Source organism: Massilia sp. Masssp94, from assembly GCF_059491305.1.
In genome coordinates this window covers 5,453,579-5,478,289 of the sequence record NZ_CP168501.1, presented here as the reverse complement: position 1 = coordinate 5,478,289, position 24,711 = coordinate 5,453,579, and the positions used below count along the sequence as shown (strand labels likewise).

General features: G+C 68.3%; 25 protein-coding genes. 19 read left to right on the top strand and 6 right to left on the bottom strand.

The window, feature by feature from the left end; genetic code table 11:
• Positions 1 to 14 precede the first annotated feature (14 nt).
• Genes ACEN9G_RS24380 through ACEN9G_RS24370 form a run of 3 tightly spaced genes read left to right on the top strand, consistent with a single transcriptional unit; the run spans position 15 to position 4,256 of the window.
• Complete coding sequence (locus ACEN9G_RS24380; RefSeq protein ID WP_413346465.1) at positions 15 to 497, top strand: (2Fe-2S)-binding protein; 483 nt, start codon at positions 15 to 17, stop codon at positions 495 to 497.
• Complete coding sequence (locus ACEN9G_RS24375) at positions 494 to 2,749, top strand: xanthine dehydrogenase family protein molybdopterin-binding subunit (protein WP_483127094.1); 2,256 nt, start codon at positions 494 to 496, stop codon at positions 2,747 to 2,749. The genes ACEN9G_RS24380 and ACEN9G_RS24375 overlap by 4 nt, the downstream gene beginning before the upstream one ends.
• A 4-nt stretch (positions 2,750 to 2,753) precedes the next feature.
• Entirely contained in the window at positions 2,754 to 4,256 is a 1,503-nt protein-coding gene (locus ACEN9G_RS24370) for a tetratricopeptide repeat protein (RefSeq protein ID WP_483127093.1), read from the top strand.
• A 77-nt stretch (positions 4,257 to 4,333) separates the two neighbouring features.
• Here ACEN9G_RS24370 and ACEN9G_RS24365 read toward each other — a convergent pair whose 3' ends face one another.
• Together ACEN9G_RS24365 and ACEN9G_RS24360 are read right to left on the bottom strand one after the other, a co-directional pair.
• Positions 4,334 to 4,939 carry an isochorismatase family protein gene (locus tag ACEN9G_RS24365; protein WP_483127092.1) on the bottom strand — a complete coding sequence of 202 codons (606 nt, stop codon included), beginning with the start codon at positions 4,937 to 4,939 and terminating at the stop codon, positions 4,334 to 4,336.
• Positions 4,940 to 4,991: 52 nt separating this feature from the next.
• Complete coding sequence (locus ACEN9G_RS24360) at positions 4,992 to 5,351, bottom strand: hypothetical protein (protein ID WP_483127091.1); 360 nt, start codon at positions 5,349 to 5,351, stop codon at positions 4,992 to 4,994.
• Between the two features lie 198 nt (positions 5,352 to 5,549).
• Here ACEN9G_RS24360 and ACEN9G_RS24355 point away from each other — a divergent pair, with 198 nt between their 5' ends.
• From ACEN9G_RS24355 to ACEN9G_RS24330, 6 genes are all read left to right on the top strand, one after another.
• Positions 5,550 to 6,713 (top strand): pyridoxal phosphate-dependent aminotransferase, encoded by a 1,164-nt coding sequence (locus tag ACEN9G_RS24355; RefSeq protein WP_413345396.1) that lies wholly within the window; start codon positions 5,550 to 5,552, stop codon positions 6,711 to 6,713.
• A gap of 10 nt (positions 6,714 to 6,723) precedes the next feature.
• Entirely contained in the window at positions 6,724 to 8,964 is a 2,241-nt protein-coding gene (locus tag ACEN9G_RS24350; RefSeq protein WP_483127090.1) for a hybrid sensor histidine kinase/response regulator, read from the top strand.
• Positions 8,965 to 9,123: 159 nt separating this feature from the next.
• Entirely contained in the window at positions 9,124 to 9,615 is a 492-nt protein-coding gene (locus ACEN9G_RS24345) for an Hcp family type VI secretion system effector (protein ID WP_413343930.1), read from the top strand.
• A gap of 17 nt (positions 9,616 to 9,632) precedes the next feature.
• On the top strand, positions 9,633 to 10,238 hold the full coding sequence (locus tag ACEN9G_RS24340) for a peptidoglycan recognition protein family protein (RefSeq protein WP_413343932.1): 606 nt from the start codon (positions 9,633 to 9,635) through the stop codon (positions 10,236 to 10,238).
• Positions 10,232 to 10,663: a hypothetical protein gene (locus tag ACEN9G_RS24335; protein ID WP_483127089.1), complete on the top strand. Its 432-nt coding sequence runs from the start codon at positions 10,232 to 10,234 to the stop codon at positions 10,661 to 10,663. Before ACEN9G_RS24340 ends, ACEN9G_RS24335 begins: the two co-directional genes overlap by 7 nt.
• A 95-nt stretch (positions 10,664 to 10,758) precedes the next feature.
• The gene (locus ACEN9G_RS24330; protein ID WP_440967851.1) at positions 10,759 to 12,375 is read left to right on the top strand and encodes a Na+/H+ antiporter; all 1,617 of its coding nucleotides are present in this window, start codon (positions 10,759 to 10,761) and stop codon (positions 12,373 to 12,375) included.
• A gap of 9 nt (positions 12,376 to 12,384) precedes the next feature.
• Here the strand turns inward: ACEN9G_RS24330 and ACEN9G_RS24325 are convergent, their stop codons facing one another.
• Positions 12,385 to 12,693, bottom strand: a complete 309-nt coding sequence (locus tag ACEN9G_RS24325; protein ID WP_413385101.1) for a hypothetical protein — start codon at positions 12,691 to 12,693, stop codon at positions 12,385 to 12,387.
• Positions 12,694 to 12,794: 101 nt separating this feature from the next.
• Between ACEN9G_RS24325 and ACEN9G_RS24320 the strand changes: the two genes are divergently transcribed.
• Entirely contained in the window at positions 12,795 to 13,922 is a 1,128-nt protein-coding gene (locus ACEN9G_RS24320) for a DNA topoisomerase IB (protein ID WP_413345095.1), read from the top strand.
• Positions 13,923 to 13,945: 23 nt separating this feature from the next.
• On the top strand, positions 13,946 to 14,983 hold the full coding sequence (locus tag ACEN9G_RS24315; protein WP_413345097.1) for an L-dopachrome tautomerase-related protein: 1,038 nt from the start codon (positions 13,946 to 13,948) through the stop codon (positions 14,981 to 14,983).
• Here the strand turns inward: ACEN9G_RS24315 and ACEN9G_RS24310 are convergent.
• Both ACEN9G_RS24310 and ACEN9G_RS24305 read right to left on the bottom strand, forming a co-directional pair.
• Positions 14,980 to 15,864 carry a pyridoxamine 5'-phosphate oxidase family protein gene (locus ACEN9G_RS24310; RefSeq protein WP_483127088.1) on the bottom strand — a complete coding sequence of 295 codons (885 nt, stop codon included), beginning with the start codon at positions 15,862 to 15,864 and terminating at the stop codon, positions 14,980 to 14,982. The genes ACEN9G_RS24315 and ACEN9G_RS24310 overlap by 4 nt on opposite strands.
• Positions 15,865 to 15,871: 7 nt before the next feature.
• Positions 15,872 to 16,471: a glutathione S-transferase family protein gene (locus ACEN9G_RS24305; protein WP_413346223.1), complete on the bottom strand. Its 600-nt coding sequence runs from the start codon at positions 16,469 to 16,471 to the stop codon at positions 15,872 to 15,874.
• Between the two features lie 103 nt (positions 16,472 to 16,574).
• Between ACEN9G_RS24305 and ACEN9G_RS24300 the strand changes: the two genes are divergently transcribed.
• The gene (locus ACEN9G_RS24300) at positions 16,575 to 17,468 is read left to right on the top strand and encodes a LysR family transcriptional regulator (protein WP_483127087.1); all 894 of its coding nucleotides are present in this window, start codon (positions 16,575 to 16,577) and stop codon (positions 17,466 to 17,468) included.
• A 66-nt stretch (positions 17,469 to 17,534) separates the two neighbouring features.
• Positions 17,535 to 18,233: an aspartate/glutamate racemase family protein gene (locus tag ACEN9G_RS24295; RefSeq protein WP_413345758.1), complete on the top strand. Its 699-nt coding sequence runs from the start codon at positions 17,535 to 17,537 to the stop codon at positions 18,231 to 18,233.
• 3 nt (positions 18,234 to 18,236) lie between these two features.
• Here the strand turns inward: ACEN9G_RS24295 and ACEN9G_RS24290 are convergent, their stop codons facing one another.
• Positions 18,237 to 19,625 (bottom strand): FAD-binding oxidoreductase, encoded by a 1,389-nt coding sequence (locus tag ACEN9G_RS24290; RefSeq protein WP_483127086.1) that lies wholly within the window; start codon positions 19,623 to 19,625, stop codon positions 18,237 to 18,239.
• 240 nt (positions 19,626 to 19,865) lie between these two features.
• Between ACEN9G_RS24290 and ACEN9G_RS24285 the strand changes: the two genes are divergently transcribed.
• The 6 genes from ACEN9G_RS24285 to ACEN9G_RS24260 all read left to right on the top strand — a co-directional run bounded on the left by ACEN9G_RS24285 (position 19,866) and on the right by ACEN9G_RS24260 (position 24,707).
• Entirely contained in the window at positions 19,866 to 20,450 is a 585-nt protein-coding gene (locus ACEN9G_RS24285) for an A24 family peptidase (RefSeq protein ID WP_413345864.1), read from the top strand.
• 25 nt (positions 20,451 to 20,475) lie between these two features.
• Positions 20,476 to 21,303: a Flp pilus assembly protein CpaB gene (gene cpaB / locus ACEN9G_RS24280; protein WP_483127085.1), complete on the top strand. Its 828-nt coding sequence runs from the start codon at positions 20,476 to 20,478 to the stop codon at positions 21,301 to 21,303.
• Between the two features lie 28 nt (positions 21,304 to 21,331).
• Positions 21,332 to 22,768 (top strand): type II and III secretion system protein family protein, encoded by a 1,437-nt coding sequence (locus ACEN9G_RS24275; RefSeq protein WP_495605461.1) that lies wholly within the window; start codon positions 21,332 to 21,334, stop codon positions 22,766 to 22,768.
• The gene (locus tag ACEN9G_RS24270) at positions 22,765 to 23,058 is read left to right on the top strand and encodes a hypothetical protein (protein ID WP_413344163.1); all 294 of its coding nucleotides are present in this window, start codon (positions 22,765 to 22,767) and stop codon (positions 23,056 to 23,058) included. Before ACEN9G_RS24275 ends, ACEN9G_RS24270 begins: the two co-directional genes overlap by 4 nt.
• Positions 23,059 to 23,209: 151 nt before the next feature.
• Positions 23,210 to 23,422: a Flp family type IVb pilin gene (locus ACEN9G_RS24265; RefSeq protein WP_413344164.1), complete on the top strand. Its 213-nt coding sequence runs from the start codon at positions 23,210 to 23,212 to the stop codon at positions 23,420 to 23,422.
• A 70-nt stretch (positions 23,423 to 23,492) separates the two neighbouring features.
• Positions 23,493 to 24,707 (top strand): pilus assembly protein TadG-related protein, encoded by a 1,215-nt coding sequence (locus tag ACEN9G_RS24260; protein ID WP_413344165.1) that lies wholly within the window; start codon positions 23,493 to 23,495, stop codon positions 24,705 to 24,707.
• Positions 24,708 to 24,711: the final 4 nt, after the last annotated feature.

The window sequence follows — 24,711 nt, the reverse complement described above, 5'->3', positions numbered from 1 at the left end:
CATCCCACGAGGACATGAGTAAATACACACTGAACGTCAACGGCAAGGCCCAGGCCGTTAACGTCGAAGCGGATACCCCGCTGCTGTGGGCGCTGCGCGATACCCTCGGCCTCGTCGGCACGAAATACGGTTGCGGCATCGGTGCCTGCGGCGCCTGCACCGTGCACGTGGACGGCCAGCCGGCCCGCGCCTGCCAATTGCCGGTGAGCAGCATCGGCAAGCGCCGCATCACCACGATCGAGGGCCTCGATGCCCGCGCCATGCATCCGCTGCAGCAGGCCTGGACCGAGCTGGACGTGCCGCAATGCGGCTATTGCCAGGCCGGCCAGATCATGACGGCTTGCGCCCTCCTGAAACAGCATCCGAAGCCGACCGACGCCCAGATCGACGACGCGATGGCCGGCAACCTGTGCCGCTGCGCGACGTATGTCCGTATCCGCGCCGGCATCCACCGGGCCGCGGACATTGCCGCGACCGGCGCCAAGGGGAAAGCATGAGCCGCCCCGCCTCCCCCGCGCGCCGCCGCTTCCTCGGCCAGTCGGCGGGCGTCGCCCTGCTGCTGGGCGTGCAGGCGAGCGGCGCCATCGCGGCGCTGGCCGACAACGGGGCGCAAGAACCCGCGGCGGGCGACTTCGTCCCGAACGCGTTCATCCGCATCGGCACGGACGGCCGCGTGACGCTCGTCTCCAAGCAGCCGGAAATCGGCCAGGGCATCAAGACGTCGCTGCCGATGGTGCTGGCCGAAGAACTCGAGGTCGACTGGAAATCGGTCCGTGTCGTGCAGGGCGACCTGAACCCGATCTACGGGTCGCAGGGCGCCGGCGGCTCGACGTCGACGCCGACCAACTACGACAACTTCCACCGCCTCGGCGCCACCGCGCGCACGATGCTCGTACGCGCCGCCGCGCAGACGTGGAACGTGCCGGTAGCGGAGTGCCGCGCCGCGGACGGCGCCGTCGTGCACGGCGCCAGCGGCCGCAAGCTGGGCTACGGCGCGCTCGTGCACGCGGCGTCCGCGCTGCCCGTGCCGGATGCGAAAGAGGTCGTGCCGAAGGTTCCGGCGACCTATCGCCTGCTCGGCACGCGCGTGGGCGGCGTGGACAACGCGCTCGTCGTCAGCGGCCAGCCGCTGTTCGGCATCGACACGCGCCTGCCCGGCATGCTGTACGCCACGTACGTGAAGTGCCCGGTGCCGGGCGGCCGTCCCGTCGAGGCGAACCTGGACGCCATCAAGCGCATGCCCGGCGTGAAGGCCGCGTTCCTCGTCGAAGGCACGGAAAACCTGAACGGCCTGCGGCCCGGCGTCGCGATCGTCGCCGACTCGACGTGGAACGCCTTCCGCGCCCGCAAGAACCTGAAGGTGACGTGGGACGAAGGCGAAGGCGCGCGCCATAGCTGGTCCGGCTTCCTCGCCGCCGCGCAGGCCGCGAGCGGGCAACCCGGCGCCGCCGTGATGCGCAAGGACGGCGACGTCGATGCGGCCCTCGCCGGCGCCGCGCGCACGGTCGAAGCGAACTACGTCTACCCGTTCATCTCGCACGCGAGCATGGAACCGCAGAACTGCACGGCGTGGTTCAAGCCGCGGGAGGGCACCCTCGAACTGTGGGCGCCCACGCAGAATCCGGGCGCCGGCCAGGCGCTCGTCTCCACGACATTCAACATCCCGAAAGACAAGATCCTGCTCCACATCACACGCAGCGGCGGCGGCTTCGGGCGCCGGCTGTCGTCCGACTTCATCGTCGAGGCGGCGGCGATCGCGCAGAAAGTGAAGGCGCCCGTCAAGCTGACGTGGATGCGCGAGGACGACCTGCAGCACGACCACTTCCGCGCCGGCGGCTTCCACTTCCTGCGCGGCGGCGTGGACGACCATGGCAAGGTCGTCGCGTGGCACGACCACTTCGTCACGTTCGCGAACCGCGTCGAGAAGAAGGAAAGCGACGGCGGCAGCGCGAGCGTGCTGCAGCCGGGCAGCGGCGGCAACCTGTCGGGCGATGAATTCCCGGGCCGCTGGCTCGCCAATTGCCTGATCGAGCAGACGCCGCTCGAATGCCGCATCCCGATGGGACCGTGGCGCGCGCCGGGCAGCAACGTGTTCGCGTGGGTGTTCCACAGCTTCATCGACGAACTGGCCCATGCGGCCGGGCGCGATCCCCTCGCGTTCCGCCTCGACCTCCTCGGCGACAATGACCTCGTGGCCGGTACGGGCGAGCGCGGCGTGCCGTACAACGTGGGCCGCATGCGCAACGTGCTGAAGGCCGTCGCCGAAAAATCCGGCTGGGGCCAGCGCAAGTTCGCGCGCGGCCAGGGGGCCGGCATCGCCTTCCACTTCAGCCACCGCGGCTACGTGGCCGAAGTGGCGGAGGTGACGGTGTCGAAGGAAGGCCGGCTGCGCGTGGACCGCGTCGTCGTCGTCGCCGACATCGGCGCGCAGATCGTCAACCTGTCCGGCGCCGAGAACCAGGTGCAGGGCTCCGTCATCGACGGCCTGTCCACGCTGATGTACCCGGCGCTCGACATCGACAAGGGCCGCATCGTGCAGAGCAACTTCCACGACTACGCCCTGCTGCGCATGCCGGACACGCCGACCACGATCGAGACGCACTTCCTCAAGACCGACTACCCCGTCACGGGCCTGGGCGAACCCGTGTTCCCGCCGCTGGCGCCGGCCGTCTGCAATGCCATCTTCGCCGCCACCGGCAAGCGCGTGCGCGAGCTGCCGCTGGCCAAGGCGGACCTGTCCTGGAGCTGATCCGGTGACGGTGGAAGACGCGTCCGACCTGCTGGGCCAGGCCGTCCGCCTGCACCAGCAGGGCCGGCTCGAGCAGGCGCAGGCCTTGTACCGGCGCGTGCTGGACCTCGACCCTTGCCAGTTCGACGCGCTGCACCTGCTGGGCGTGATCGAGCGCCAGCACGGGCATCCCGGCCGCGCCGTGGCGCTGATCGAGGAAGCGCTGCGGATCGACCCGCAGCAGGCGCGCGCCCATTGCAACCTGGGCGCCGCGCTGCAGGATCTCGGCCGCACCGGTGCCGCGCTGGCCAGCTACGAAGCGGCGCTGCGCCTCGATCCGGGCTATGCGCTCGCCTGGGACAACCGCGGCAACACGCTGCGCCGGCTCGGCCGCCTGGCCGACGCCCTGGACAGCTACGAACGCGCCCTCGGCATCGCCCCGGCGCTGGCCGACGCATGGTGCCACCGCGCCATCGCGCTGCACGACCTGGGACGCCATGCGGATGCCGTCGCGAGCGCCGAACAAGCGCTCGCCATGCGGCCCGCGTATGCGGACGCCTTCGTCGCGCTGGGCCATGCACTGCAGGCGCTGGACCACCACGCGGACAGCGTCGATGCGTACGACAGCGCGCTCGCGCTGGCCCCGCGGGCCGACACCTGGTGCGCTCGCGGCGCGGCGCTGAAGAAATCGGGCGACCTTGCCGGCGCCCTGCACAGCTACGAACAGGCGCTGGCCGTGCGGCCCGACTACGCGCTGGCCGAACACTATCGGGCGAACACGCTGCGCGGACTGGGGCAGCACGACGCGGCCGTGGCGTCGTACCGGCGCGCGCTCGACCTGGGCGCGGATGCGGACGAGATCCGGTTTTCACTGGCGGCGCTGGGCGAGGCGGAGCAGCCGGATGCGGCGCCGGCCGACTACGTGAAACACCTGTTCGACCAATATGCCGGCCGGTTCGACCGCCACCTCGTCGACGTCCTCGGCTACCGCACGCCGGCGCTGCTGGACGCCCTGCTCCGCCCGCACCTGGCCGCGCCACCCGTGCAGGCGGCGCTGGACCTCGGCTGCGGCACGGGACTGTGCGCGACTTTCCTGCGGCCGCTGGCGCGGCACGTCACCGGCATCGACCTGTCGCAGCGCATGCTGGACAAGGCGGCGGAACTGGACCTGTACGATGACCTGGCCTGCGCCGACATCGCCGACTGGCTGGCGGAGCGCCCCGCCTCGTGCGACCTCGCCGTCGCGGCCGACGTGCTCGTGTACCTCGGCGACCTCGCGCCGCTGTTCGCGCGGGTGCGGCGCGCGCTGCGTGCGCGCGGGCTGTTCGCGCTGTCGTGCGAGGCACTCGACGAGGACGATCGTGGTTACGCGCTCCAGCCGTCGAACCGGTTCGCGCATGCGCTCGATTACGTGCAGCGCACCGCGCAGGCGGCCGGGTTCGACGTCCTCGCGGCGGAGCACGCGGTATTGCGCAAGGATCACGGCCGCGACATCGCCGGCCACCTCGTGCTGCTGCGCGCGGCGTAATCAGGCAGTTGGCACGCCCGGGCCGCTGTCGCTCACGCACAGCCGCACCACGCCGTCCACGCGCATCGGCGTCTGAATCAGGCGACGGAGAGTGCGACCATCCCGATCTCGCCCAGCCGCACCGGCACCGCCCCGCGCGCGACCATGCGGTCGAGCGCGCGGCGGCCGTCGCCCGGATTCACGTCGACGGCGCGCATCGCTTCCGGCACGACAAGTGTGTCGAAGCCTTCTTCCAGCGCATCCGTGACGGTGTTCAGCACGCAGTAATCGGTCGCGAGACCCACTACCGTCACGCGCTCCACACCGCGCGCGCGCAGCTGCGCCGCGAGGTCGGTGCCGCCGAACGCGGAATAGGCGTCCACGGCCGCCGTGTCGGCCTTCGAAATCACGATGGCCTCGTCGGGCAGCGCCAGCTCGGCCGCGAATGCGGCGCCCGGCGTGCCGGCCACGCAATGCGGCGGCCACGGCCCGCCCTGGGCCCCGAACGAGCAGTGGTCCTGCGGGTGCCAGTCGCGCGACGCGAAGATCGGCAGGGCTTGTGCCTGGTACAGCTCGATCAGGTGGTTGATCGGCGCGACCACTTCATGGCCGCCCGCCACGCCGAGCGCCCCGCCGGGCAGGAAGTCGACCTGCATGTCGATGATCAGCAGGGCATCCTGCTTGTCGAGGTGGATGGCACTCATTGAACTCTCCTGGAAGCGGTCGCGGACCGCGATGCCTTATTGTCGCGCAAACTCAATGGCGCGTCTCGCGGGCGGCGATGGCGGCGGCATGGGCCGGATCGGGATCGTGCCCGCCGTGCCGGTCGAGGATCGCGGCGGCCCGCTCGGCCAGCGCGGCGTCGGCGGCGTTCACAGTGACCTGGCAGTCGCGCACGTCGTCCTGCGCCACCGGTGCGTACGTGTGCGAATAGGCCGTCTTGCCCGTCACCGCGGGCGCATCGCCGACGGTGAAATTGCCCTGCACGGGACCGGTCTCGTCGATGCGGACGTCGATCGCGACGTCGTCGGCCGCGATGCCCGCGTCCAGCAGTTCGGCACGCGCCAGTTCGGCGGCCGTCACGTGCTTGAAGGTGCGTACGATGGCTTGCTGCATGGTGTTCTCCCGAATGGTTCACTTTGCAATCACCGTACCAGAATCCCGCGCCGCGCGGCGCCCGCCGCTCCCCCGTTTCCTCCGCGCTATTTTCCACCAGTGCGGCATCGTTCTGCCGATTTAGTACAATCAGGCAACACCCAGCCGTTGCACCGTGCGTCATAACTTTTCAATAACACCATCCCAAGAGAACAAAAAATGAAAATTTCTGCCCGGATTGCTTCCTCCCGCCCGCTCGCCACCACCGCCATGCACGGCCGCGTGGAAACCTTGCGCAGCCAGGGCGAGACCGTGATCGACTTCTCCATCGCCATCTCGCACTTCCCGGCGCCGCGGCCGGTGCTGGACGCGGTGGCGGCGGCGATCGAGCGCGAACGGATCATGCCGTACACGAGCGTGGTCGGTGCACTGGACGTGCGGACCCGGCTGGCGGCCAAGCTGAAAAAGGAAAACGACATCGACGCGGGCACGGACGAGATCATCGTCACCAACGGCGCCAAGCAGGGGTTGTACGAAGCGCTGTATGCGTTGAGCGATCCGTACGACACCGTCCTGATCTTCAAGCCCCACTGGCCGGCGTATGTTGCTACGTCACAACTATTGGGCCTGCGGACGATCCTGGCCGATCTCCCTGAGGAAATCACGCCGGCACTGCTCGACGGCCTCGGCAAGCCGGACATCGTCATCATCAATAACCCGCACAATCCCACCGGCAAGGTGTACACTCGCCGGGAACTGGAACACCTTCGTGCATGGGTGGAGCGCATCGGGGCCCGGGTGATCGTCGACGAAAGCTACGAACACCTGATCTTCGATGGCGGACACACCAGCCTGGCGGCCTTGTGCGACTGGCGGAACATCGGCGTGGTAACGCTGTTTTCGGCCTCGCAGAGCTACGCCATGATGGGCTGGCGGGTCGGCTTCGCGCTGGCGCCCGCCGAAGTGGTCAACGCGATGCAGACGTTGCAAGGCCCGATCACGGCGGCCGCGCCGCATTTGTCGCAGGTAGCCGCCCACGTCGCGTTCGCGACCGGTGCGCCGCGCGCGATGATGGCGGACTACCGTGACCGGCGCGACCTGGCGGTGCGGCTGTTTGCCGAGGTCCCCTGGATCGTCATGCACGCGCCGGCCTCCGGTCCGTACCTGTGGGGAGACGTGCGCAGCCTGACGCTGGACACGGTCGGCTTTGCCGAAGCGTTGCTCGAGGAACAGAGGGTGGCGGTCATGCCGGGCGAGGCGCTGGGCGTGCCCGGCTACATCCGGCTCGGCTATATTTCGGACGACGTGACGACCTTGCGCGAAGGCATCCGCAGGATCATCGAATTTGGGAATGCGTTTGTTGCCCAAAAGGCGGCAGATTGAAGATAGACAAATGACATCTGGCTTGAGCCGCTTCCGGCTGAACAGCCTGCGCAGCCGGCTCATGTTGCTGGTCGCGCTGGCGATCACGCCGCTGGCGGTGATGACGATCCTGTCCGGGATCCGCGAACGCGAACATGCCATCAAGGCATCGGAAGAAAACCTGCGCCGTCTGACGGGCATGGCGGCCGCCAACGAAGCCCAGTCGATCGAGGGTGCGCGCCAGATCCTCGTCGACCTGGCCAGCGTCCCGGACCTGATGGGCGACACGGCGAAATGCACGTCGCTGCTGTCCGACGTCCTCGACCGCAACGAGGGCTTCGTCAACTTCGGCCTCATCCAGCTCAACGGCGACGTCACCTGCAGCGCCGTCCCGCTGCTTCACCCCGTCAACCTGGGCGACCGCAGCCACTTCCGCCGCGCCATGTCGGAACGCAGGTTCATTGCCGGCGACTACGTGTTCGGCCGCGTCATCAAGAAGCACACGATCAACCTCACCTATCCCGTCATCGACCGCAGCGGGAAAGTCCTCGCCGTCGTGTTCGCGGCGATGGACCTGGAAGGGCTCGACACCTTCATCAACGACATCAACCTGCCGCCCGGTTCCGTGCTGGCGACGGCGGACGCGCGCGGTACCATCATTTCGCGCCGCCCCGATCCGGAACGATTCTTCGGCACCAGGCTGTCGCCGGCGATGCAGGAAGCGCTGAACACGGCCGGGCAGCGCGCGGTGACGGTCCGCGGCGACGACGGCGTCGAGCGCCTGCACACGTTCGCGCGCGTGGGCGCGCCCGCGCTGACCGACTACACGGTCACGATCGGCATCCCCACCGAGACGATCCTGTCCGCCGCGCGCCACGACCAGATCATGTCCCTGCTGGGCCTTGCGGCGACCACGCTGCTCGCCATGCTGGCCGCGTGGCTCGTGGGCGACGTGCTGATCGTCCAGCGCGTGCGCAAGCTGATGGGCACCGCCGAGCGCATCGCGGCCGGCGACCTGGAAGCCCGCTCCGGCATCGCCTACGGCCACGAAGAGATCGGCAACCTGGCCCAGGCGCTGGACCGCATGGCGGCCGCGCTGCAGAAGAAAGAAACGGCCCGCTCGCTGGCCGAGCGCGAACTGCGCGCCGCCGACCAGCGCAAGGACGAATTCCTCGCGATGCTCGCGCACGAGCTGCGCAACCCGCTGGCGCCGATCAGCACGGGCGCACACCTGCTCAAGCTGCTGCACTCCGATAACGCCCAGATCACGCAGACCTGTTCCATCATCGTGCGCCAGGTCGATCACATGACGAGCCTCGTCGACGACCTGCTCGACGTATCGCGCGTGACGCGCGGCCTCGTGTCGCTGGCGACGCAGGTGCTGGACTTCAAGCGCGTCGTCGACGATGCGGCCGAGCAGATCCGCCCGCTGATCGCGGCGCGGCGCCACCGCGTCGTGATCGAGCTGCCGCCCGCGCCCGCGTACGTCAAGGGCGACCACAAGCGGCTCGTGCAGGTGTGTGCGAACCTGCTCAACAACGCAACCAAGTACACGCCGGAAGGCGGCACCATCCACCTGCGCGTGGACGCGGACGGCAACGACTACGTGCTGACCGTGGCCGACGACGGCATCGGCATGGAGCCGGTCCTCGTCGAACGCGTGTTCGACCTGTTCACGCAGGCCGAGCGCACGCCGGACCGCTCGCAGGGCGGCCTCGGTCTCGGCCTCGCCCTCGTGAAAAGCCTCGTCGAGCTGCACGGCGGCGAAGTGAAGGCCTACAGCGCGGGCCTCGGCAAGGGCTCGACGTTCACGGTACGCCTGCCCCGCTACACGCAGGACGTCGTGCTGGCGCCGGCGCCCGTCGTCGGCGAAGAACACCGCGACGGCGGCGTACCGCTGCGCATCCTGCTCGTGGACGACAACGTCGACGCCGTCCACACCTTGCAGCTGTTCCTGCGCTCCGGCGGACACCGCGTGGAAGTCGCGTACTCCGCCACGGACGCGCTGGAACTGGCGAAATCGTTCGTGCCGGAAGTCTGCCTGCTCGACATCGGCCTGCCCGACTTCGACGGCAACGAACTGGCGCGGCGCCTGCGCATGCTGCCGCAGGCGGCCGGTGCCACGCTGATCGCGATGACGGGCTACGGCCGCCAGCAGGACCGCGAGACGTCGATGGCGGCCGGGTTCGACCACTACCTCGTCAAGCCGGTGAATACGATGCAGCTGGCGGACATCCTCGCCGCGGCCGCCGAGGCGAACATCCGGCGTTAACGCGTCTGCGTATCGCGTTGATGGACTGGGAAACCCATCTTACGATGCTGCAAAACTATCGCCACGTGGTTTCTCTCAACATCTGCGAATACTGATCTCGCATAAATGTACTCGTGCCTTCCGGTCGAGAATCGCGGATGGGCAACCGAGGAGAGAAACATGGCAGCTGATGTCTATTTGCAAATTGATGGCGTCAACGGGGAATCGAACGACGACAGGCACAAGGGATGGATCGAGATCGTGGCCGTTGACTGGGGTGTCACCCAACCGACTGCCGGCACCGTGTCGACCGCTGGAGGCCACACAGTCGGGCGCGCTGTCTTCGATGCGATCCGGATTACGAAGGCGATTGATCTCGCTTCTCCAAAACTGATGGAACTGGCGGCCCAGGGCAAGACGATCCCGAAAGCCAAGCTCGAATTCTTCCGCGCGGACGGCTCCGGCGCGCTCAAGTATTACGAGGTCATGCTGGAAAGCGTGCTGGTGTCCAGCAGTAAAAAATCCTGGGGCGGATCTGGCTTGGTGCTTGACCAGTTCACACTGCACTACGCCAAGATCGCCGAGAAATACACCCAGCAGAAAATAGGCGGCGGTGCCGGCGGAAACACGTCCGGCGGATGGGATCTGGCAGCGAACAAGACCGCCGCCTGACAGGATGAGGTGACCTCATGCTCCATGTGGACACGCAAGGCTACATCGTCAATGCACGTGTACAGCGGGCGCCGCGTCCACTGATCGAGCGCGGCGTTTTACAGCGGGTCAATGGGATCATCGTTCACCAGACCGGCGGCGGGTCTGGCGCCTCGACCTTGAATAGCTACACGATGCAAAACGCGAACGGCGCTCATTTTTTGATCGACAAGGATGGAACGATCCATCAGACCGCATCGTTATTCCGGCAGACCTGGCATGTGGGTAGACTTCGAGCGCGGTGTCTCGCTGAGCATCGTTGTAGCCCGACCGACCTTCATACGCTGAAACACTTCAGTCCAAAGACCGAACACCGGATGGAAATGGCGAAGCCCACGCCTCAGCGTTATCCCTCGAACGAGGACAGCATCGGGATTGAGATCGTTGGTGCCGTGGTAGCCGGCAAAGGTCGGAACGCGGCCGAGCAGGGAGTCTACGAAACGGTGAATGAACAGCAAAACGCGTCGCTTCAGTGGCTGATCGCCGAGCTCACCTCGACTTTCGGCGTGCCGATGAGTGAAATCTTCCGGCACCCGGTCGTCTCCCGCAAGAACCCGACGGAAGCCGAAAGCGCATCATGGTAGTCGCTGCACTCCTCTTGGCCGTGACGGCAAGCGCGTCCATAGCAATGGGCGATGGTTCTGGTACCGAACCAATAATGCGCAAGACACATCTTCCGCCGATCAGCGCAGTCACCAGTCGGAACAGCGGCGCGATCTCTCCAGCGGCAGGTGAACCTGCGGCGCAATGCTCTGGTTTCAAGCTCAGCGATCAGGAAATCCGCGAGTACATCGGCAAAGCGGGCGAAGTCTCAGAACACGATTACTTTCATATGCTCGACTGGTCGCCCTGCTATGCGAGCGGAGAAGTCACCTTCAAGAACGGCGCCAGGGGTATCTGGGCAATCCAGCAGTATCGTGCCGGCTCGCTTAAACTGGGCAACGGTCAAACCTTATACCTGTATTGTCCGAGATGCCGGGCCGACGCTTTCCCGCCTGCCGACGAATAATCAGGCCACGGCGGGTTGGTTGAACGTGTAGGCACGCGCAACCGTACCGTGGTCATCCGCACCATCCCTTATCATCGACCGTGAAAGGAGATGATATGGAGACCATCGAAGTCATCCTGGCGATGCTGCTCGCCGTGATCGCCAGCGGCTACGTGGCGCGGGTGCTGCCCATCGCCCTGCCCCTGCCGCTGATCCAGGTCGCCGCGGGCGCCGTCATCTCGGGCGTTTTCCGCCATGGCATCGCGCTGGAGCCGGACATCTTCTTCCTGCTCTTCCTGCCCCCGCTGCTGTTCGTGGACGGCTGGCGCATCCCCAAGATCGGCCTGTTCCGCGACAAGGCGACGATCCTGGAACTCGCGCTGGGCCTCGTGCTGTTCACCGTCGTCGGTGCCGGCTACCTGCTGCACTGGATGATCCCCGCGATGCCGCTGGCCGTGGCTTTCGCGCTGGCGGCCATCGTCGCGCCGACGGACCCCGTCGCCGTCTCGTCGATCACCGCGCGCGTGCCGATGCCGCCGCGGCTCATGCACATCGTCGAGGGCGAGAGCCTGCTCAACGATGCGAGTGGTCTCGTGTGCTTCCGCTTCGCCGTCGCCGCGGCCGTGACCGGACACTTCTCGCTGGCGCAGGCGAGCCTGACGTTCTTGTGGGTGGCGCTGGCGGGCGTCGCGGCCGGCATCGCGATCACGTTCGCCATCACCCGCGCGCACGGCATCCTGCAGCGCCGCTTCGGCGAGGAGGACGGCGTCCCGGTGCTGATCAACCTCCTGACGCCGTTCGGCGCCTACCTCGTGGCCGAACGCCTGGAGGCATCGGGCATCCTCGCGGCCGTGGCGGCCGGCATCACGATGAGCTACCTGGAATTGTCGGGCGGGGCGACGCCGGGCACGCGCATCCGCCGCAACGTCATCTGGGATGCCCTGCAATTCACGTTGAACGGCACCATGTTCGTGCTGCTGGGCGAACAACTGCCCGACATCGTACGCGGCGCGCTGCACCCGGCCGGCGGCACGCCGTACGATCTGTGGTGGCTCGTCAGCCGCGCGCTCGCGTTCAGCCTGGGGCTCGTGCTGCTGCGCTTCGCGTGGGTATGGATTTCGCTGCAGCTGACGATCCTGAACCGCAAGCGCCTGGGCCGCCAGGTCTTCAAGCCGAAACTGCGCGTGATGCTGGCCACGTCGGTGGCGGGCGTACGCGGCGCGCTGACGATGGCCGGCGTGCTGACCCTGCCGCTCGCGCTGCCGAACGGCGATCCGTTCCCCGCGCGTCACCTGGCGATCTTCCTGGCCAGCAGCGTGATCGTGGTGTCGCTGCTGCTCGCCAGCGCCGCGCTGCCCGCCCTGCTGCGCGGCCTGGAGATGCCGGCCGAGCCGGATGCGAAATGCAGCGAGGACGATGCGCGCCACGCGGCCACGCTGGCGGCCATCGCCGCGCTGGAACGCGCGCAGCAGGCCGACGGCCAGGACGACAACCGGGCCGTGGCCCACGTGCTGCGGCTGTACCGGCACCGCCTGAACGCGACCGACACCGCGGGCGGCAATGGCGACGCACAGGCACTCAAGCGCACGGAGCACAGCTACCGGCTGCTCGCGCTGAATGCGGAGCGGGACACGGTACTGCGCCTCGCGCGCCGCATGGATATCTCGGACGAGACGGCACGCAGGCTGCTGCGCCAGATCGACTTGCTGGAGGCGCGGTATCAACAAAACTGAGCAACAGGACTAGTCGGCGGTTCCCAGGCTGCTGCGCAACCAGTCGCGCCCCCGCCCGTCCAGCGCTTTCGCGATGACGTCGGGCGGCAGGCTGTACACGGTGGCCCACGTCGCGCGGCCGTCCGGCGCGTTGGACGGGAAGCTCGTCGTCTCGATCGGCCAGTGGTACTTGCGCTTGAGCGCGCGGACGATGGCGGCCAGCGTCACGCGGCCGCGCAGCGGCTCGGCGCCCGCCTGGTCGGCGTTGGACAGCAGGATGGCAAGCACCATGCCGCGCGCGGTGCGCGGGCCGGGGAAGATGGGTGATTTGCTGGGCATGGCGCCATTCTAACGGGCCTGCACTACGTTAGTTCGCGAACGGTGCGCGACGAAGGCCGGCGTAGACTGGCGGCAGCCTCACTGCGAACGACGAGTCCCCGATGAAGAGCGAAGACCACGCCTTGCACGACCCGGTGCCGAACACCGATCCGCCTGCCGCCGCCAGGGCCGCGGGCCTGCGCTACGTCCACGACGACCGTCCGGGCATCTTGCGCGAGCCGGTCAAGGACGGCTTTCGCTACCTCGACGCGAAGGGCGAACCCGTCGAGGACGAGGCCACCCTCAAGCGCATCAAGTCGCTGGCGATCCCTCCCGCGTGGACGGACGTGTGGATCTGCCCCCAGGCCAACGGCCATCTGCAGGCGACGGGCCGCGACGCGCGCGGACGCAAGCAGTACCGCTACCACCCGAAATGGCGCGAGGTGCGCGACGAGGTCAAGTACGAACGGATGATCAAGTTCGGCAAGGCGCTGCCGCAGATCCGCAAGGAAGTCGACCGCGCGCTGTCCCTCCCCGGCCTGCCGCGCGAAAAAGTCCTCGCGACGATCGTCTACCTGCTGGAAGCGACGATGATGCGCATCGGTAACGACGAATACGCCCGCGAGAACAAGTCGTACGGCCTGACCACGCTGCGCAACCGCCACGTCAGGATCGACGGCAGCGAAGTCGGGTTCCGCTTCCGCGGCAAGAGCGGCGTATACCACGACGTCAAGGTGCACGACCGGCGCCTCGCCCGCATCATCCAGCGCACGCGCGACCTGCCCGGCCAGGATCTGTTCCAGTACCTCGACGAAGATGGCGAAACGCACACGGTGGGATCCAGCGACGTGAACGACTACCTGCGCACGATCACCGGCGAGGATTACACGGCGAAGGATTTCCGCACGTGGTCCGGGACCGTCCTCGCCGCGATGGCGCTGCAGGAATTCGAAGCCGTCGATTCCGACACGCAGGCGAAGAAGAACGTCGTGCGCGCCATCGAATCCGTCGCGGAACGACTGGGCAACACGCCGTCCGTCTGCCGCAAGTGCTACGTGCACCCGGCCGTGCTGGACGCCTACCTCGACGGCACGATGCTCGAGGGCCTGCGTGCCCGCGCCGAGGAAAGCCTCGTCGAGGACCTGAAGGACCTGCAGCCCGAAGAGGCGGCCGTGCTCGCGATGCTGGAACGGCGCCTCGCGCAGGAGACCGCCGCCAACGACCTGGCCGTCAAACGGCGCGCCGCCTGAATCCAACCAACGAAAGGAACCCCATGAGCAGCATCGAACTCGTCGCCGGTTTCGGCCACCAGGTGACGGGGGTGACCGTCGCCGAGGACGGCCGCATCTTCGTCAACTTCCCGCGCTGGACCGAGGACACCGCGGTGTCCGTCGCCGAATTGAAGGATGGCCGGCTGCGCCCGTACCCGGACGAAGGCTGGAACGGCTGGCGCAACGCGAAGAAGGACGAGGTGACGCCGCACGACCACTGGGTGTGCGTGCAGAGCGTCGTCGCCGACCAGCGCGGCAGCCTGTGGGTGCTCGACCCGGCCGCGCCGGCGCAGGCGCACCTGGTGGCCGGCGGCGCGAAGCTCGTGCGCATCGACCTCGCGACCGACAAGGTGACGCAGACGATCGCCTTCGACGAGGACGCCGCGCCGCAAGGCTCCTACCTGAACGACGTGCGCTTCTCGAGCGACGGCAAGGTCGCTTACATCACCGATTCCGGCGTGCGGGGCGCGCTGCTCGTCGTCGACATCGCGTCCGGCAAGGCGGCGCGCGTGCTGGACGGCCACCCGTCCACGCAGATGAAGAAGGGCCTGGACGTGACGGCCGACGGCAAGGTCCTGCGCCGCCCGGACGGCCGCGGCGTGGAATTCTCGGCGGACGGCATCGAGCTGTCCGGCGACGGCAAGTACCTGTACTGGCAGGCGATCAAGGGCGACGAGCTGTATCGCATCCCGACGGCCGCCCTCACCGGTCCGGGGTTCCGGGGCGAGGATGTCGGCGCACAGGTCGAACCGTACGGGAAGAACGGCGTCAACGACGGCCTCCTCATCGCGCGCGGCACGGAGCTCATGTACCTGACGTCCGTGCAGGACGATGCGATCAAGGTGCGCGACCTGTCCGAAGGCCCGTCGGCGCAGGCGCGCATCGTCGTGCAGGACGAGCGGCTGCGCTGGCCGGATACGTTCGGCCAGGGACCGGACGGGACGATCTACGTGACCACGTCGCACATCCAGGACTCGGCGTTCTTCAAGCCGGAGGCGCCGGCGGCGTTGCCGACGCAATTGTGGAAGGTCGTGGTTTAACCGGTCAGTCCGAACGCCCCCGGCCGCAACCACCCGCGCACGATCCGGAACCGCCACGTCCGCTCCACCGGCGGCGTGCGTTCCGGCTCGGCCGCCTCCCAGTCCACCTCGACGACACCCTGCAGCTGCAGCACGTCGCCGGTCGCGAAGTCGGCCACCACGATCGCCGCGCGCGGCTCCGCCAGAAAATTGCCGAGCGTGTTGAAGTAGCGGTTGCCCGCGTAATCCGGCACAGCGAGCACGTCGCCATCCAGCCGCGCGAAGCCGGCCGGGCCGCCCCGGTGCGAGACGTCCAGGCCCGCGGCACCGTCCTGCGCATCGGCGCCGCTGGCGCTGGCCACGAACAGCGTGGGCGTCGCCGCCAGCATCGCGCGCGCCCGTGCCGGCAGGTCGGCATCGAATGCCGTCACCGGGCCGGCCGTGCGCTCGACCGGCTGCAGCGCGCGCACGTGGATGTAGCGCGGGCAGTTGCCGAACGATTGCGCGACGTCGACCGCGAATCCGGCCTCTCCGCGTATCGCGACGATGCCATTCAGCCGGTTGCGCCGGCGCGTGGCCAGGTCGATGCCGAGCATGCCCACGTTCGAGCCGGCCACCAGCCGCGCACGCACGGGATCGCCGGGCGATGGCAGCGCGGCCACGTCGAGGCGCGCCGGATCGGGCGAGCTGGCGAAGCCCGGCGGCCCCTGCACAAGAGTCGCCAGCGGCCAGCCTTCGTCGTCCGCGACGGCCAGGGCCACGAACGGCAGCAGCGGAAAAAAGGTCCGGTGCTGGTCCGGCATGCGGTTGCGGATCGGCGCGTTGAACGGGTCGACGCCGGCCAGCGCCTGCGCGATCAACTCGCCTTTGTGGAACGGCATCGGGATACGGTCGCCATCCATGATCGCCTCACTCCCCCGGCATCGCGACGAAGCCCGGCAGCGCCTCCACGCGGGCGATCCACGCGCACACCCGCGGGTACGGATCGAGCGCGATGCCGCCTTCCGGTGCGTGCGCGATATAGCTGTAGCAAGCGACGTCCGCGATCGTGGGCGCGGTGCCGGCGAGCCACTCGCGCGTGGCCAGCTCGCCTTCCATCAGGCCCAGCACGCGGGCGGCCAGCGCCTGCGACAGCGGCGCCGGCACGCCGGTGTCGTAGAACCGGGCCGACACGCGCGCGGCGGCCGGGCCGAACATGATCTCGCCCGCCGCCTGCGACAGCCAGCGCTGCACGCGGGCGGCGCCGACAGGGTCTTCCGGCAGCCAGGCGCTGCCCGGCGCGTAGCGCTTCGCGAGGTAGACGAGGATGGCGTTGCTGTCGGCCAGCACCACGTCGCCGTCCTGCAGCACCGGGATCTGGCCCAGAGGATTCAGCGCGCGGAACGCGGGCGACTTGCGCACGTCGGCCGGGCTGTCGGCGAAGTCGTAGGTCAGGTCGAGCAGGTGCAGGAACAGCCGGGCGCGGTGCGTGTGGCCGGACAGGGGGGTGCCGTGGAGGATGCGGGTCATGGTCGTCTCTGTGGTCGTTGTCGGTCCCTGCATCGTAGCGCCGGACCATTCACGCCGGAATCCGGCATAATGACAATTCAGCATTCCGACTTTTGCAATAATCATGGACCGACTCGACGAGCTGCACGTGTTCCTCGCCATCCTCGACGCGGGCAGCATGGCGTCCGCCGCGCGCAAGCTGGGCCGCTCGCCGGCGGCCGTCACGCGCATCCTGGGGACGCTGGAAAGCCGCGCCGGCGCCCGGCTGTTCGAACGCAGCACGCGCCGCCTCACGCCGACGGAAACAGGCCTGCGCCTCGCGGAACAGGCGCGCCGCCTGCTGGCCGACTACGACGCCGCGCTGCAGCCGCCCGGCGCCGGCACGCCGCGCGGCCTGCTGCGGCTCACGGCGCCCACCGTGTTCGGCCGCCGCCACGTGGCGCCCGTCGTCACGCGCTTCCTCGCGCTGCATCCGGACATCCAGGTCGACCTGACGCTGTCCGACCGCAACGTGGACCTGATCGAGGAAAGCATCGACGCCGCGCTGCGCATCGGCGCGCTGGCCAACCTGAGCCTCGTCGCGCGCCGGCTGGGCGAGGTGCGGCGCGTGACGGTCGCGAGCCCCGCCTACCTCGACCGGCGCGGCACGCCGGCGGTCCCGGCCGACCTCGCTGGCCACGAATTGATCATGTCGACGGCCGTACGCAGCGTGGCCGAATGGCGCTTCCGCGCGGACGGCCGCGAGCACGTGGTGCGCTACAGCCCGCGCCTGCGCATGAACGATACGGAAGCCATGCTGGCGGCCGCACGCGACGGCTTCGGCATCGCACGGGCGCTGTCGTACCAGGTCGAGCCGGATTTGCGGGCCGGCGTGCTGCGCCGCCTGCTCGTGGACTACGAGCCGGAACCGGCGCCCGTGCACCTCGTCATGCCCAGCAGCCGCCACATGGCGCCGCGGCTGCGCGCGTTCGTCGACTTCGCGGTGCGGGAATTCGCGGCGCTGGACGTGATCCGCTGACGCGCCGTCCGTGCGCGGGCGCACAACCGCTTATACTCGACGGCTACACACCGACAGGGGATACGCATGACGCAGAAGATCATCGGGATGCTGGGCGGGATGAGCTGGAAAAGCTCGGCCGAATACTATCGCCTCATCAACGAGGGCGTGCGCGACCGTCTCGGCGGCCTGCATTCGGCGCGCAGCCTCATGTGGTCGTTCGACTTCGACGACATCGCCGTCCTGCAGCGCGAAGACCGCTGGGACGATGCGGCGCGGCTGATGGTCGAGGCGGCGCAGCGGCTGCAGCGCGGCGGCGCCGATTTCCTCGTCATCTGCACGAACACGATGCACAGGGCGGCGCCGCAGATCGAGGCCGCCGTCGACCTGCCCCTGCTGCACATCGCCGACCCGACCGCCGCGCGCATCAAGGCTGCTGGATACGAGCGCATCGGCCTGCTGGGCACCGCCTTCACGATGGAACAGGATTTTTATAAAGGCCGGCTGGCCGACAGGCACGGCCTGGAGGTGCTCGTGCCCGATGCGGACGATCGCGCCACGGTCCATCGCATCATCTACGAGGAGCTCGTGCAAGGACACATCGAAGCGGCGTCGCGCGAGGCCTACCGCGGCGTGATCCGGCGCCTGGTCGCGGCCGGCGCGGAAGCGATCATCCTCGGCTGCACCGAAATCATGCTGCTCGTCGGGCCCGAGGACAGCCCCGTGCCACTGTACGACACGACGGGGCTGCATGCCGAGGCGGCCGTCGCGCTGGCGCTGGGGTGATCGTCACCCGCTTGGTGCGATGTTGTGATTGAAGCGGAACAGGTTGTCCGGATCGTAGCGACGTTTCACCTGCACGAGCCGGTCCCAGTTCGTGCCGTACGCCTCGTGGATGCGCGCCCCCTCGTCCTGAGTCAGGAAATTGATGTACACGCTGCCGGCCGCATACGGCGCCACGGCCGCAAAGAACTCCCGTGCCCAGGCCACGCAGCGCGCGTCGTCGGCGGCATCGAGCCAGCGCCCGTGCACGTTCATCGCATACATCACATTGCGGTGCGGATACGCGGTGGCGTCCACGGCCGGCTCGTTCGCGCGGCCGCCGATGAGGCCCAGGAAGATCTCGCACTGCGGCGTCGGCACCGCGGCGGCGTAGCGCAGCACGAGGTCGACGGCCTCGTCGGACAGCGTGGTGAAGTTGTGCGACTTCCAGTAATTGCGCGCGCCCGGCGCCAGCAGGGGGTCGAACGTCTTCTGCCACGCCGCGTACGGGACGGCGCCCACGTGTTCGCCCAGCACGTCGCCGAACGACCGCACGGGCGCCAGCACCGGCTCCGCTTCCTCCGGCGGGCGTGGCGAGAACACGGCCAGCGCGACGATGTCCTGGCCGTGCACGGCCTGCGGCAGGAACGGCAGCGGCGGCGCCTTGCGTAATACGGCCCAGATCGAGACGTCGTTCGGCAGCGTGTCCACGTAGTCGCGGTAGCGCCGCAGCACCGCTTGTCCCTGCGCTGCCGGGAACACGACCAGCCCGGCCGTGACGAGCGGCCCGACGGCGTGCAGCGCGAATTCGAAGCGCGTGACCACGCCGAAGTTGCCGCCGCCGCCGCGGATCGCCCAGAACAGATCCGGCTCCTGGCGCGGACCGATGTGGCGCCGGCGCGCGTCCGCCGTGACGATCTCGGCACCCACGAGGCTGTCCACCGTGAGCCCCAGCATGCGCGACAGCCAGCCGAAGCCGCCGCCCAATGTCAGGCCCGCCGCGCCCGTCGTCGAGTTGATGCCGAGCGGGACGGCGAGGCCGCAGGCCTGCGTCTCGTGGTCGACGTCGGCCAGCAGCGCGCCGCCGTCGACGTACGCGAGGCAGGCGTCCGGGTCGACGTGGACACTCCGCATCCCCGACAGGTCGATCACGAGCCCGTCGTCGCAGATCGCATTGCCGGCGATGTTGTGGCCGCCGCCGCGCACGGCCAGCGGCAGGCCGTGGTCGCGCGCGAACGCGACGGCCGTGCACACGTCGGCCGTGCCGGCGCAGCGCGCGATCAGCGCCGGCCGGCGGTCGATCATCGCGTTCCAGATCTGCCGCGCGCCATCGTAGTCCGGGTCGCCCGGCTGCAGCAGCGGCCCTCTCAGCGCCGTCCGCAGGCCGTCGACCACTTCGTTCTTCAAGCCCGTCATGTCGTCCTCCCCATGTCCCCGCCTCCTTGCAGCATAGGAGACCGCGCGGACGTTGCAAGGAAGCTGGACCATGAAACTAGTCGTTCCGTACTGGGTTTGCCACGCATAAACAGGAGGTTTGTCTAGCGAAACCGGGACACTCGGCTGATGCCCGCGAATTTCTCTATCGATAGACTTGTTCCCAAGCATTGACACTAAGAAAACTAATATCTGGTCTGAGTCACGCAGGGAGCAAACAACATGAATGAGCTCGACGCCTTTCTCGCACTCGCCGGCATGCTGGCGACGAATCCCCGCACGGTGGTGTTGTTCGTGCTGCTCGTGGTGGCCGCCGTGCTGGACGTGCGCCACCAGCGCATCCCCAACTGGCTGACGATGGGCGGCCTGGCCTTCGGCCTCGGCTACAGCGTGTTCGTGCCGTTCTGGGGCGACCACGGCATCCTGTGGGCGCTGGCCGGCGCCGGCGCCGGCTTCGCCGTCCTGTTTCCGCTGTGGCTGCTTCGCCTCACGGGCGCAGGCGACGTCAAGCTGATGGCGATGGCCGGTTCGCTGCTCGGCCTGCAGGCCATCCCGCTCGCCCTGATCGGCTCCTTTGCCGCCGGCGGCGCGTGCGCCATCGCCTTTGCGCTGGCCCACCGCAACCTGCGCGTCATGCTGGGCAACGTCATGCGGATCCTGCACCTGGGCGGCATCGCGGTGGCGGCCGGCGTTCCCGTCCGGATCGCGACGACGGGCTACGGTTCCGTCGGCAGGCTGCCGTACGGCGTCCCCCTCGCGCTGGGCACCATCACGACGACCGTCGCCGCGCACTTCGGTTTCCTCTGACTTCCGACACGACTCCGGTGACATCATGAAAAACGTCAAGGCATTCGCCCTGCTGCTGGTCGCAGCCGTCCTCGGCCTCGTGGCCGCCCTCTACGCCAACAACTGGGTCGACCGGCACAACAAGGTCGCGGCCAACAAGGTGGTCGTCGCCACCGTCGACATTCCGGCCGGCAGCCGGCTCGAACCGGAAATGCTGACGACGATCGACTGGCCCGCCACCGCGCTGCCGACAGGCGCGGTGGCCGATCCCGCCGCGCTGAAGGCCCGCGTCGTCAAGCTGGACGTGGTGCGCGGCGAGGCCATCATCGACGGCAAGCTGGCCCCGGCCGGCACGATGGGCGGCCTGTCCGCCGTCATCGCCGAGGGCAAGCGGGCGATGACGGTGCGCGTCAACGACGTCGTCGGCGTGGCCGGCTTCGCCCTCCCCGGGAACTACGTCGACATCCTCGTCCACGCCCAGCGCGACGAGGGCAAGGGCGAGACGAAGCCGATCAGCAAGACGGTGCTCGAACATGTGCTCGTGCTGGCCGTGGCGCAGGAAGCAGGCCGCGACGACACCAAGCCGAAGGTCGTCAACGCCGTCACGCTCGAGCTGTCGCTGGCCGACTCGGAAAAACTCGACCTGGCCCGCAGCATCGGCACCCTGTCGCTCGCCCTGCGCAACCAGTCGGACGAAGCGACCGTCAGCACAGCCGGCATCACCCGCACCGAACTGCTGGGCGAGCCGAAAGTCTTCAAGACCGCGGCGCCCGTCCGCGTGACGCCGCCCCGGCCGCGACCCGCCGCGCCGAGCCACTGCATCGAAGTCATCGAGATGCCGGATGGTTCGACCAGGCAGAGCTGCTTCAACTAGCAACCACGCAACCGGACAGGAGTCAATCGTGCGCCATACCGTCCTCACCACCCTCGCGGCCGCCGCGCTGTGCTGCGCCAACGCCGCCGCAGCGGCTTCGGCAGCGACCGCCCGGCACGACGCCGCCGCGCTGTGCCAGTGCACCGCCACTCAGGTCGAGCAGCCGTCGTATGTCACGCTCGGCAAGTCGACCGTCGTGATGCTGCCGTATTCGGTCATCCGCATGGCCGTCGGCGGCGCCCAGCCCGGCCAGCGTGCCGCCGTGGCGCAACCGGCCGCCCTGCCGGGCATGCCGGCGCCCGCCATGCCGGCCCCGGCGCCGGAACAGGATGGCGTGTCGGAAGTGCGCATCACGCTGCTGGCCCCCACGGAGCTGTTCGTCCTCGGCCGCAAGACGGGCGCGATGAACGTGATCCTGCAGGATGCCGACGGCCGCTGCCACCTGAAGGACATCGTCGTGACCGTCGATCCGGAAGCGCTGCAGTCGCTGCTGGCTGACCTGGTGCCGGACGAACGCGGCATCCGCGTCAAGGCCGCCGAAAACAGCCTCGTGCTGACGGGCGAAGTCAGCGACGCCGCGGTCCTCGACCAGGTGCTGGCGCTGGCCGCGTCCTACGGCGACGGCAAGAAGGTCGTGAACCTGCTGCACGTCGCGGGCGCCCAGCAGGTCATGCTCGAGGTGAAGATCGCGGAAGTCAGCAAGACGCTGCTCGACAAACTTGGTTCCAGCGTCGGCCTCGCCCGCAGCCGCAATGGCGGCACGGACACGTTCTCGCTGCTGTCGAACTTCCTCAGCGAAGGCGGCGGCTTCGCCCAGGCGATGCGGCTCGGCCGCACGACGCTGCAGGTCGACGGCCAGAAGGACGACGGCCTCGTGCGCGTGCTCGCGGAACCGAACATCATGGCCGTCAGCGGCCAGCAGGCCAGCTTCCTCTCGGGCGGCAAGATCTTCATCCCGGTCGCGCGCGATCCGGGCGCCGGCGGCTTCACGACGATCACGCTGGAAGAAAAGGAATTCGGCATCGGCATCAAGTTCACGCCGACGGTGCTGGGCGGCGCGCGCGTCAACCTCAAGATGGTGTCCGAGGTGTCCGACCTGTCGCAGACCGGCAACCCGTTCGCGACGATCAACGGCGTCACCTCGGTGCTGCCCTCGTTCACCGTGCGGCGCGCCGACACGACGGTGCAGCTGAACGACGGCCAGAGCTTCGTCATCGCGGGCCTCATCAAGAACAACACGACGGAGACGGTCAAGCGCTTCCCCGGCCTGGGCGAGATCCCCGTGCTCGGCGCGCTGTTCCGCAGCAGCGAATTCCAGAAGGACCAGACGGAGCTGATGTTCGTCGTCACGCCCCGCCTCGTCAAGCCGCTGGCCGCCACGCCGCGCCTGCCCACCGACAACCACGTGCCGCCGGCACGGGCCGACGTGTACCTCAACGGCAGCCTCGAAAGGAGCGACAAATGAAGACCCTCACCGTATGCGCGCTGGCGCTGCTGGCCGCCGGTTGCGCGGCGACCCCGACCCCGCGCTACGACATGCAGCTGGGCGCGGCCGTGCGCGAGGCCAGGCTGGCGATGACGATCGATCCCGCCGCGGGCAGCCGCCCCGACGAGGTCAAGGGCATCGACGGCCGCGCCGCGAAGGAAGCGATCAAGCGCTACCGGGATTCGTTCAAGGAGCCGCCGCCCGTCGTGAACGTCGTCAACATCGGCGGCGCGCTCGGCGCAGGCAACGGCGGCTCCGGCGGCCGGTGAACATGTTCCACTCACGATCAGCTTGAAAGGACACACCTGGACGAATGCGGAGCGCCGTCGGCTCCGATATGAAGTAGTAGCAGAAGCAGCAAGGGGCCGACCGCGGTCGACCCATGATTTTCCACCAACCAGTCATTGAAAGGACTTCGACATGGACATCCTGACCACCATGAAAACCCTGGCCGCCGACTTTGCACGCGAAGAAGAAGGTTCGCAAGTCGTCGAATACGGACTCATCATCGCCCTGGTGTCGATCGCGCTGGCCATCGGCCTCGCCAAGATCGCCGGTTCCGATCCGTTCTCGGCGTTGGCCACCAAGATCGGTAACTGCCTGAACGGCAACTGCACCCCTAGCGGCACCTAGACCGGGCCACCGTGGACCTGGTCCTCTGCCGGAAGCCAGGTCCACGAATCGCGAGAGGAGGAGGACGATCATGCGGTTCCTGATCAAACAGAGGAGAAACGAAGCGGGCGCGGTCATCGTCACCGTCGCGCTCCTGCTGTTCCTGCTGCTCGGCTTCATGGGACTGGCGCTCGATCTCGGCCATCTCTTCATCATCCGGACGGAACTGCAAACGTCGATGGACGCGTGCGCCCTCGCCGCCGCGCAGGAATTGAACGGCCAGCCCGATGCGCTGGCACGGGCCACCAATGCCGGCATCGCGGCCGGCAACGCGAACCGGGTCGACCTGCAGTCCGCGACGTGGAAAGGCAAGGGCCAGGTGACGGCCGCCGACATCACGTTCCGCGACCAGAACCACGACGTGGGCGCCACCAGTGCGACGGCGCGCTACGTACGCTGCAACCACACCCAGCACGACACGGCGACGAACCTCGTCCACATGGCCGGCCTGCTCGTCGGCTCCTCGGCGTTCGCCGCGAAGATGGACGTCGCCGCCCTGGCGGAAGCGACGACCACGCCGGCCCAGTCGGCCTGCCCCATGCCCCTCGCACTGAAACCGAAGGCGGGCGGCGCCAAACCCAATTACGGGTTCGTCAAGGGCGAATGGGTCACGCTGTTAAGCAAGAGCAATGCCTCAGCCGGGCAGATCGGCTGGGCGAACCTGGACGGCAGCAGCAGCGCCTCGGAAACGGAAGCAGAACTGAAAGGCTATTGCGGCACCAGGGTGGGCAGCAAGCTGGGCACGCCCGGTGTGCAGGGAACGATCGCGGATACCTGGAACACACGCTTCGGCATCTACAAGAACAACAGCGGACCGGATGTCGCGAGCCCCGATTTTACTGGCTACGTATATACCAAGGCCGGCACCTGGCAGGCTGGCAGCAATGCCTACAACGATTTCGTCGATCAGCGCCAGAGTTTTACCAACTGCGCCGCGTCGGTCAGTGCCTGTGAGAACCTGACCAAACTCAAACTCAACCAGTTCAAGACGGTCGCCACGGGCGGGCCGAACGGTGACCTCAAAAAGTACGGCAGCAACCGGCGGCTCGTCGTGGTGCCGGTCGTCGACGGCGGCAGCAACGTAATCGACTTCGCGTGCATGCTCATGCTGCAGCCGATTCCCTCGCCGTTCGACGACGTGCAGCTGGAATTCCTGGGCAACGCGTCGGATGCGGCCAGTCCCTGCACGGCCAACGGTCTCCCGGGCGGTCTCGCGGGGCCGCTCGTTCCCGTCCTCGTACGTTAGGAGT